At 65.0% G+C, this 9,680-nt stretch carries 8 protein-coding genes; 1 reads left to right on the top strand and 7 read right to left on the bottom strand.

The genetic code is table 11. From position 1 onward, the window contains the following. From FFS60_RS28000 to rimO, 4 genes are all read right to left on the bottom strand, one after another. Nucleotides 1–203 (bottom strand): SDR family NAD(P)-dependent oxidoreductase (locus FFS60_RS28000; protein ID WP_137823835.1); only part of this gene is annotated, 203 nt, incomplete at its 3' end. Between the two features lie 94 nt (nucleotides 204–297). Beyond that, nucleotides 298–939: a glutathione S-transferase family protein gene (locus FFS60_RS27995; RefSeq protein WP_028627539.1), complete on the bottom strand. Its 642-nt coding sequence runs from the start codon at nucleotides 937–939 to the stop codon at nucleotides 298–300. Between the two features lie 49 nt (nucleotides 940–988). Then, the gene (locus FFS60_RS27990) at nucleotides 989–1,339 is read right to left on the bottom strand and encodes a thiol-disulfide oxidoreductase DCC family protein (RefSeq protein WP_028627540.1); all 351 of its coding nucleotides are present in this window, start codon (nucleotides 1,337–1,339) and stop codon (nucleotides 989–991) included. A 152-nt stretch (nucleotides 1,340–1,491) separates the two neighbouring features. Beyond that, nucleotides 1,492–2,814 carry a 30S ribosomal protein S12 methylthiotransferase RimO gene (gene rimO / locus FFS60_RS27985; RefSeq protein WP_028627541.1) on the bottom strand — a complete coding sequence of 441 codons (1,323 nt, stop codon included), beginning with the start codon at nucleotides 2,812–2,814 and terminating at the stop codon, nucleotides 1,492–1,494. A 209-nt stretch (nucleotides 2,815–3,023) separates the two neighbouring features. Between rimO and FFS60_RS27980 the strand changes: the two genes are divergently transcribed. Then, nucleotides 3,024–4,928: a potassium transporter Kup gene (locus FFS60_RS27980; protein WP_137823834.1), complete on the top strand. Its 1,905-nt coding sequence runs from the start codon at nucleotides 3,024–3,026 to the stop codon at nucleotides 4,926–4,928. A 56-nt stretch (nucleotides 4,929–4,984) separates the two neighbouring features. Here FFS60_RS27980 and FFS60_RS27975 read toward each other — a convergent pair whose 3' ends face one another. The 3 genes from FFS60_RS27975 to mprF form a co-directional block, all read right to left on the bottom strand. Beyond that, nucleotides 4,985–5,533 carry a cytochrome b gene (locus FFS60_RS27975; protein WP_137823833.1) on the bottom strand — a complete coding sequence of 183 codons (549 nt, stop codon included), beginning with the start codon at nucleotides 5,531–5,533 and terminating at the stop codon, nucleotides 4,985–4,987. A gap of 74 nt (nucleotides 5,534–5,607) precedes the next feature. After that, a complete protein-coding gene (locus FFS60_RS27970) occupies nucleotides 5,608–6,879 on the bottom strand; it encodes a virulence factor family protein (RefSeq protein ID WP_137823832.1) in 1,272 nt (423 codons plus the stop codon). Between the two features lie 7 nt (nucleotides 6,880–6,886). Next, nucleotides 6,887–9,532, bottom strand: a complete 2,646-nt coding sequence (gene mprF / locus FFS60_RS27965; protein ID WP_137823831.1) for a bifunctional lysylphosphatidylglycerol flippase/synthetase MprF — start codon at nucleotides 9,530–9,532, stop codon at nucleotides 6,887–6,889. Between the last annotated feature and the right edge of the window lie 148 nt (nucleotides 9,533–9,680).

Genomic DNA, 9,680 nt, shown 5'->3' with positions numbered 1-9,680 from the left:
CTGGAGAGGTCGGCGGCGAGGGCGTGGCATTCGCCAAAAGCGGAAAGCTCGGAGGCGGTCTCGTGGCAGGCCTCGGCATCGCGGGCGCAGATGAAAACGCGCGCGCCGGCTTCGAGGAAGCCCTGGGCGATCATCCGCCCAATGCCGCGGGTACCACCAGTAACCAGGGCGGTACGGCCCTGGAGGCTGAAATAGGAATGCATGAGGATGCCTCGACGATGATCTGAAGTGGCCCATACCCTAGCCCCGGCGATGCCGGGGCGGGGGCATTATCGAGACGCGGAATACAGCGGCATTTCAGGCCGGTGCAGCCTGGGCGGCGGCCAGCTCGGCGTCCTTGGCCAGGGCGCGTTGGTAGGCGGGGCGCTCGACGAAACGGGCGATGTAGTCCTTGATCGCCGGCACCTCCGGGATCAACCCGAACTGGGTGGTCCAGTTCAGCGCGCTGCCCCAGAGCACGTCGGCAGCGGTGAACTGCTCGCCGAGCAGCCAGGGCCCGTCTTTCATCTGGCTGATCAGGGTCTTCATCACGCTGTCGAAGTCGCCGTAGGGCGAGCGTGCCTCGGGAATCGGCTCACGCTTCTGCACCCGGTCCACCACCGCCGGTTCGAAGCAGGACCCGTAGAACACCATCCAGCGCAGGTAGGGCCCGCGCAGCGGGTCGCCCAGGGGCGGGGCAAGCTTGGCTTCCGGGTAGAGGTCGGCGAGGTAGAGGTAGACCGAGACTTGTTCCGTGACCACCGCATCGCCGTGGGTGAGGGTGGGTACCTTGCCCATGGGGTTGATCGCGAGGAATTCCGGCTTGCGCTGCTCCCCGGTCTTCATGTTCATCACGTGGAGCGTGAAGTCGGCGCCGAGTTCTTCGAGCAGGGTCAGGGCACCGGTGGAACGGGTGTAGGGGCAGTGGTAGAGGGTTACCTGGCGGTTCTGGCTGGTCATTGTTGTGGTTCCGCTTGGGCCGTGGATGGAGCGAGTCTAGACGCTGCCCCTAGAGCCTGCCGTCTCGGCGCAAGCGACGAAGCACCCAGCGGCGGTAGACGAGCGACAGAAGCGGTTTGACGACCGGCAGGCCGAGCAGCCAGGCGAGCGGTGCCAGCCTCGGCACGCGGGTGAGCAGGAGAATGTAGGCGTCGAGTTCGCGGTGGATGCGGCCGGTTTCATCCTGGACGTGTAGTTCGGTCAGGGCGAGGTAAGGGTCGATGCCGAGCGCGCGTAGTTCGGCGTCGCGACCGGTGATGTCGATCCACTCCACGCCTTCGGCGGCACGGGGCAAGGATTCGTACCAGCGGCGGTCGGCCATGCAGCGGGGGCAGGCGCCGTCGTAGAAGACCTTGAGCATGGTCAGGCTCCGGTGATGGGTAGCGCTGCGCTCCCGCGGAACGCCGCTCGCCACATCCTGCGACTCGATTCGGGTTCTATGTTCCGCTAGACGAATCAGTACCGCAAAGAAAAAGCCCCGCATCAGCGGGGCTCAATCAACACAGCATCACATCAGACCAACTCGGCCCACATGTCGTATTCGTCGGCATCGACGATGCGCACGCGCACCTTGTCGCCCGGCTTCACGCTGGTGGACTCGATGAACACGCTGCCGTCGATTTCCGGTGCGTCCGCCCAGGAACGGGCCACGGCGCCTTCGTCGTCGACTTCGTCGATCAGCACGTCCATTTCGCGGCCGATCTTCAGCTGCAGGCGGGCGGTGGAAATGGCTTGCTGATGCGCCATGAAGCGCTCCCAGCGGTCCTGCTTGATGTCGTCCGGCACCGGCTCCAGGCCCAGGTCATTGGCCGGGGCGCCGTCCACCGGGGAGTACTGGAAGCAGCCGACGCGGTCCAGTTGGGCTTCGGTCAGCCAGTCCAGCAGGTACTGGAAGTCTTCCTCGGTTTCGCCGGGGAAGCCGACGATGAAGGTGGAGCGGATGGTCAGGTCCGGGCAGATCTCGCGCCATTTCTTGATGCGCGCCAGGGTCTTGTCCTCGAACGCCGGACGCTTCATGGACTTGAGCACTTTCGGGCTGGCGTGCTGGAAGGGGATGTCCAGGTAAGGCAGCAGCTTGCCTTCGGCCATGAGCGGGATCACGTCGTCCACGTTGGGGTACGGGTAGACGTAATGCAGGCGCACCCAAACGCCCATGGCGGAGAGGGCCTCGCAGAGTTCCAGCATGCGGGTCTTGACCGGCTGGCCGTTCCAGAAGTCGAGCTTGTACTTGAGGTCGACACCGTAGGCGCTGGTGTCCTGGGAGATCACCAGCAGCTCCTTGACGCCGGCCTTGACCAGGCGTTCGGCTTCGGAGAGCACATCACCCACCGGGCGGCTGACCAGTTTGCCGCGCATGGACGGGATGATGCAGAAGCTGCAGCTGTGGTTGCAGCCTTCGGAAATCTTCAGGTAGGCGTAGTGGCGCGGGGTCAGCTTGATGCCTTGCGGCGGCACCAGGTCGACGAAGGGGTCGTGGTCGGCCTTCGGCGGCACCACTTCGTGCACGGCGCTGACCACTTGCTCGTACTGCTGTGGGCCGGTGACGGCCAGCACGCTCGGGTGCACGTCACGGATGGAGTCTTCGGATACGCCCATGCAGCCGGTGACGATCACCTTGCCGTTTTCGGCGATGGCTTCACCGATGGCATCCAGGGACTCGGCCTTGGCGCTGTCGATGAACCCGCAGGTGTTCACCACCACTACGTCGGCATCCTGGTAGGTCGGTACGATCTCGTAGCCTTCCATGCGCAGCTGGGTGAGGATGCGCTCGGAATCGACGGTGGCCTTCGGGCAACCCAGGCTGACGAATCCGACTTTGGGAGTAGCGGTGGACATGTGCGGCTAACCTCAATGGGCGCTCGGGAGGGCGCCTCTGATCAAAAAGTGCGCAATTCTAGCGGCAGGCGTCGGTCATTTCTACCCTTACGTGTCGTCATTTCGCAGCTAGCCTTTGGGAATCCGGCGCAGGCGGGGCGGGACGCCCATGTTCGCCGGATGAGCTGCCCCAACGATGCGCTTCAACTGTCATCAGCAGGAAGGTTCAGATGAGCGAAAGCATCACGCAACCCGCCGAGCAGCATGCCGGACATACGGCTTCAGGGCTCGGTTTGCTGGTGGCCGCTGCCGGTGTGGTCTACGGCGATATCGGCACCAGCCCGTTGTACACCCTCAAGGAAGTCTTCTCCGCCCAGTACGGCGTCCAGATCAATCACGATGGGGTTCTGGGCGTGCTTTCGCTGATCTTCTGGTCGCTGATCTGGGTGGTGTCGATCAAGTACGTGCTGTTCATCCTGCGCGCGGACAACGACGGGGAAGGCGGCGCCATGGCCCTGACGGCCCTGGCCCAGCGCGCCGCCAGGTCGTATCCCCGATTGAAGGCAGCCGTGTTGTTGCTCGGCTTGTGCGGGACCGCGCTGTTCTATGGCGACAGCATGATTACCCCGGCGATCTCGGTGCTTTCTGCCATCGAGGGGCTGGAAATCGCGTTCGATGGCCTGGAGCAGTGGGTCGTGCCCTTGTCGCTGATCGTGCTGGTGGGCCTGTTTCTGATCCAGAAGCACGGCACCGCGCGGATCGGTACCCTCTTCGGGCCGATCATGGTGCTCTGGTTCAGTGTGCTCGGTGCCCTAGGCATCTATGGCATCGCCCAGCAGCCGGAAGTGCTGAAAGCGCTCAATCCCTGGTGGTGCGTACATTTTTTCGTTATCCACCCGGGCATCGGCGTCGCCATCCTCGGGGCCGTGGTGCTGGCCCTGACCGGTGCCGAAGCACTCTATGCCGACATGGGCCACTTTGGCCGCAAGCCCATCGCCCGCGCCTGGTTCTTCCTGGTGTTGCCGGGGCTGGTGCTGAACTACTTCGGTCAGGGGGCGATAATCCTTGCCGACCCTGCCGCAGCCCGTAACCCTTTCTATCTGTTGGCGCCGGGCTGGGCGCTGCTGCCCATGGTCGGGCTGGCCACCCTGGCCACCGTGATCGCCTCCCAGGCAGTGATTTCCGGGGCCTTCTCCCTGACGCATCAGGCTATGCAACTCGGTTACATACCGCGCATGTTCGTCCAGCACACCTCGCAGCAGGAGCAGGGGCAAATCTACATCGGTGCGGTGAACTGGGCGCTCATGGTGGGCGTGGTGTTGCTGGTGCTGGGCTTCGAGTCGTCAGGGGCGCTGGCCTCGGCCTACGGCGTGGCGGTGACCGGCACCATGCTGATCACCACCCTGCTGGTGGCCGTGGTGATGCTGCTGCTGTGGAAAACTCCGTGGTGGCTGGCCGTGCCCGTACTGTTGGGCTTCCTCTTCGTCGACAGCCTGTTCTTCGCGGCCAACGTGCCAAAGATTTTCCAGGGAGGGGCCTTCCCGGTGATCGCCGGCGTCGCGCTGTTCACCCTGATGACTACCTGGAAACGTGGCAAGCAGATCGTGGTCGAGCGCCTGGACGAAACCGCGCTACCGTTGCCACTGTTCATCAGCAGTATCCGTTCACAGCCTCCGCATCGGGTGCAGGGTACCGCCGTGTTCCTCACCGCGCGGACAGACGCGGTGCCCCATGCCTTGCTGCACAATCTGTTGCATAACCAGGTACTGCACGAGCAGGTGGTGCTGCTGACCGTGGTGAGCGAGGACACGCCACGGGTGGCGGCAGACCGGCGTTTCGAGGTAGACGCCTATGGCGATGGATTCTTCCGGGTGATCCTGCACTTCGGCTTTATCGAAGAACCGGACGTGCCAGCGGCGCTGAGGCTCTGTCACCTCAACGAGCTGGATTTCAGCCCGATGAGCACCACCTGGTTTCTCAGCCGGGAAACGGTGATCCCCACCAAACGCATCGGCATGGCGCGCTGGCGCGAGGCGTTGTTCGCCTTCATGCTGAAGAACGCAAACAGCAATCTGAGGTTCTTCAATTTGCCGCTGAACCGGGTGATCGAGTTGGGGACGCAGGTGGAGATTTGAAGGCGGGGAATGGAGAGTCGGGTGCGCCACGCGGCGCACCCTGAGGCATGTGGCAATCAGCCCTTGCGCGGCAGCATCCGCACCAGGGTGTTGTCCCGGCTCACATAGTGGTGGAACAGCGCCGCCACCGCGTGCAGGCCGATCAGCCAGTAGCCGGCAGTGCCCGCCAGTTCGTGGAGTTCCTTGATCTGCCCGGCCAGCTCCTTGTTCGGGCCGATCAGTGCCGGCAGTTCAAGGCCGAAGAAGGGAGTGGGCTTGCCCGCTGCGCTGAGGATCAGCCAGCCGGCCAGGGGCGCGCCGATCATCAGGGCATAGAGTGCCAGGTGCATCAGTTTGGCGAGGGCGTTCTGCCAGCTCGTCGGCGCGGGTTGAATGGCTGGCGCGGGGGAAATCATCCGCCCGATCAGGCGCAGCCAGACCAGGAAGAACACCGCCATGCCGAGCATGAAGTGCCACTGCTTGAGTAGTTCGCGGGTTTCGCTGCCCTTGGGAAAGTTGCCCTTCAGCTCGATGCAGGCATAGACGGCTGCGATCAGTACCAGCATCAGCCAGTGCAGGGCGATAGATAGGTTCCCGTAGCGGGAAGTTGCGTTCTTGAGACTCATCACGGTACCTCGTGCTCGATATTCAAAACGGAGCGGAGGATAGCCCCTTTGTCTTAAGCGAATCTGAACCTGGGTCAATCCTTGGCCAGTGGTTCCTGCCGCTTCTCGACGGCAGCCAGCAGTTTCTCCGCCAATGCCGGGTAGTTCTCGTCGTAATGGTGGCCGCCGGGCAGCTCGAGGTTTTCCCCGACGGTGCCCGGCTGTGTGCAGCCGCTTTCGTCGGCTTCTTCCTTGCCGAACACGCAGAGCACCTTGGTGGCCGGCAGTCTGGCCAGTTCCGGCCCGGTGGCGGCTTCCTGGCCGGCTTTGCCGAGCCAACCCTGCACCTCGATCTCGAAGCTGCCACTGCGCGCCAGGGCCAGTAGCAGGATGGCGTCCACCTGATCCTGATCGGCCTTGGACAGGTGGTTATAGAAGGCCGGCAGCACGTCAGCGCCGAAGGAGTAGCCGGCCAGCACGAAGTGCTTGGCTCCCCACTTTTCACGGTATTCCTTCATCAGCCGGCTGAGATCGGCAGCGCCCTGCTCGGGACTCTTGTGCTGCCAGAAGTAACGCAGGGAATCGATGCCCACCACCGGGTAGTCGCGCTTGGCCATCTCATCGGCCACCGCACGGTCCAGGTCGCGCCAGCCGCCATCGCCGGAATAGAACAGGGTGACCGTCTCGGCAGGCTTGGCGGCCGGTACTTCCACCACAGGCAATGGCTCGCCCTGGCCCTGCAACAGGCTCTGCACGCGTTGCTGGAGCAACTGCACCAGGCTGGTGTCGTAGTCGCTGATCAGGGTTTCGGCGTTGGCCTGGTTGCGGGCGAAGGCGGCGCTGGGGTCGTCCGGGTTGTCGTTCCAGGCGGCCAGCCAGCGGCCGTGGGCGGCCTTCTGCGGTAAGTCGGCGGGGCAGTCCGGGGTCTTCAGGCTGAAGTCGATGGACAAGGCCTGGGCCGTGTCGTCGAACTGTCCGGCCAGCCAACGCCAGGCGAAGCTGGCACCCGGGCCGATGCCGGCCACCAGGGTGGGCTCGCCGCCAAGGGTTTCGCGGGCTTGCTGCAAGCGCTGTTGCTGTGCCGCACAATCCTTGGTCGGCAGGTCGAGTTGTAGAAGTCGCGCGTTGCTGCTGCGGGCCAGGGTCAGCAAATCGGCATCCGCCAGGCGCTGATTGCCGCTGGTCACCAGCAGCACGCGGTGCTGCACGGCCCCCGAGGGATTGGCCAGGATCATGGCACTGCCGTCAGGCAGTTTCAGGTGGTCCAGCCTGGCCTGGGGGGCAGGGCGGCTCCAGACCAGCAGGGCCGCGCCCACCAAGGCGAGGATCAGGATCAGCAGCAGGCGTCGCCAGTTGCGTTTGAGCATGGGTACCTCAGCGTTTGACCAGGCCGGTAAAGCCGCCGGCGATCAGGGCAGCGGTATCGGCCAGCGCCACCAGCGGGTCGAGGCCTGCGGGTACGGCCATGTAGCGCGGCTCCCAGTCGGGCTGGAACTTTTCCTTGAAGCGGCGCAGGCCCTGGAAGTTATAGAACTGCTCGCCACGCCGGAACACCAGGGCGCCGAGACGTTGGGTCAGGGGCGCACCGCGGCGCGGCTGCAGTCCGGCCAGGGGCACCATGCCCAGGCTGAAGCGGGCATGGCCGCGTTCCTTGTAGTGCAGCAGCAGGCTGAGCATGAGGAACTCCATGGTGAGCTTCGGGGCGTGCGGATGGACGCGCATCAGGTCAATGCTGGACAGGGTATTGCCCTCGGTTTCCAGCAGGTTGGCGAAGGCCACCGGCTTGCCCTCGAACTCGATGGTGGCGATGCGGAAGTGGTTCAGGTAGTCGGGGTCGAAACGACCGAGGGAAAAGCCTTTCTCCCGTGCCTGTTTGCCTTGCATCCAGGCTTCGGAGATGGTCCTCAGCTGATCCAGGGGGGCAGTCCCGGCATCGTAGATCTGCAGGCCGAGGCCGTCGCGCTGGCCACGGCTGAGGGTGTAGCGCAGGTCCTTCATGGCCTTGTTCTTGGCGTCCAGGTCGAATCGGGGGAGGTCGACCCGGGCTTCCTCGCCCAGCTTCAGCGCGGACAGACCGATATCCATGTAGTAGGGCAGGTTCTCCGCGCGCACCTGGTAGAACACCGGCCGCGCATGGTGGTGGTCGCAGAGGTCGCGGAACTGCCAGATCAGCTCGGCGCGCCGGTAGGACGGACCAATGGGATCGAACAGCGCCACCAGGCTGCGGCCGCGGCGGGCGTACATGAGGAAGGCGTCACCCTCCGGATGGAAGAGCAGCGCCTTGTCCCCCGTCAGCACCAGGCCGCCATCGGGTTGGTCGGAGTTGCGGATGACTTCGACGGCGCGCAGCAGCTCCTCTTTCGTGGGCTCGTGGATGGTCGGCGGCAGCGGACGCAATAGCCAGGCCAGGGCGATGCCCGCGAGCAGCAGGCCGCTGGCCAGGGAGGCGCGCAGGGCGCGAGGGGCGTCGCCGTCCACCTCGAACTGCCACCAGAGCTCATGGCTGTAGGGTACGTCCTGGAAGGCGAAGAACATCAACCAGAGGGCGGCGAGCAATACGCAGGCGCTGGCAGCGAGGTTAAGCGGCGAGAAGGGCACTTCCAGCAGGCGGCTGGGGCGGTAGAAAGCGCTGCGAAAAATGGCCAGCAGCATGGCCGTCATGGTCAGGAGACTGGCTTCCTCCCAATCGAACCCCTTCAGAAGCGACAGCCCGGCGCCAGCCAGCAGGAGCACTACTGTCAGCGCCCAGGCTGCCGACAGGCGATGGCGCAGGCCGTGGGCGAGCAGCAGGCAGAGCACGCCGATGAGGCTTGCTGCCAGGTGTGAGGCGTCGATCAGGCGATGGGGAATCAGGAAGCTCAGGTGTTCCAGGCGGGTGTCCGCTGCCGGGGTAACGCCGGAAAACAGCAGCACCACGCCGGACAGGAACACCAACAACGACAGCACCGGTGCGGCCAGGCCGGAGGCGGCGCGCAGGGCCTGGCGGCCAGCGGGGAACAGACGCTGTGCCTCGTTCGCCAGCAGCAACAGGCAGGCCAGTACCAGCGGCAGACCGACATAGATCAGGCGGTAGAGCACCAGGGCGGCCGCCAGCGGCGCTGCGCCCAACTGGCCGGCAAAGGCGGCCAGCAGTACAGCCTCGAACACGCCGACGCCGCCCGGTACGTGGCTGAGCACGCCGGCTGCCAGGGCGAGCATGTAGACCAGCAGGAAGGCGCCGAGCGGCGGCGCCTCCGGGAGCAGGACATAGAGCACGCAGGCGGCGGCGCAGACATCCACCACCGTGATCAGCAGCTGCACCGCCGACAGACGCAGTCCGGGTAGGCGCACGCTGCGATTGCCCAGGCGGATATCGATGCAGCCAGGCACGGGTGGTTCCGGCGCGCGCTGGCGGGAAATCCAGAAGATCAGCCCGGCACTGGTCAGCAGCACAGCCAGGGCCAGGCTGATCACCAGGCTTTCCGGCAGGCCCAGGGCCAGGGAAGCCGCTGCTGGGGCACTCAGCGCGGCCAGGGCAGCCAGCGGCGGGAGCGCCGAGCCCAGCGCGAGGCTGGCGAACAGGGTAATGCGGGCGATATCGCCGGCGCCCAGTTTGTCGCGGCCGTAGAGACGGAAACGTACCGAGCCGCCCGTGAGCATCGACAGGCCGACCGCGTTACCAATGCCCGAGGCGCAGAAGCTGCCGAGGGCCATGCGCTGCAACGGCAGGTGCACGCCAGCGAAGCGGCAGCCGGACCACTCGTAACCGACATAGGCCATGAAGCTGACGGAGGTGGCCGCCAGCGCCAACAGCAGGCTGGTGCCGGGAACGTCGTGGACGGCGGTGCGCAGGGCATTGGGGTCCAGTTCCCGCAGCAGGTGCCAGCAGGCCAGCAAGCCGAGCACGAAGACCAGCAGGGTGAAGGCGATGACGATCCACTGCCGGTAGGCTGTGAGGCTATCGAGCCAGCGTAGCGGGGCCGGTTCTTCGTTGAGTTGGCCGTTGGCCGGGCGTTCCACTGGCGGAGTGTTGGCGCGCATCGAGCACCTCTAGGCAATGTGCGCCACTGAGTGTGGGCGCCGACAGCAAGTTCCAAGTGTCTGGCAGAACTTTTTCTTCGCCGGCATTGCTGCAGTGAAGTACGAGAAATGGCCGGGTGCATCGCCAAGTCTAGGCGAGCGCGGGGGG

The organism is Pseudomonas sp. D(2018) (assembly GCF_005502555.1).
Classification (GTDB): Bacteria; Pseudomonadota; Gammaproteobacteria; order Pseudomonadales; family Pseudomonadaceae; genus Metapseudomonas; species Metapseudomonas resinovorans.
The sequence above is the reverse complement of the archived record's forward strand: the minus strand, read 5'-3'. Positions and strand labels throughout refer to the sequence as shown.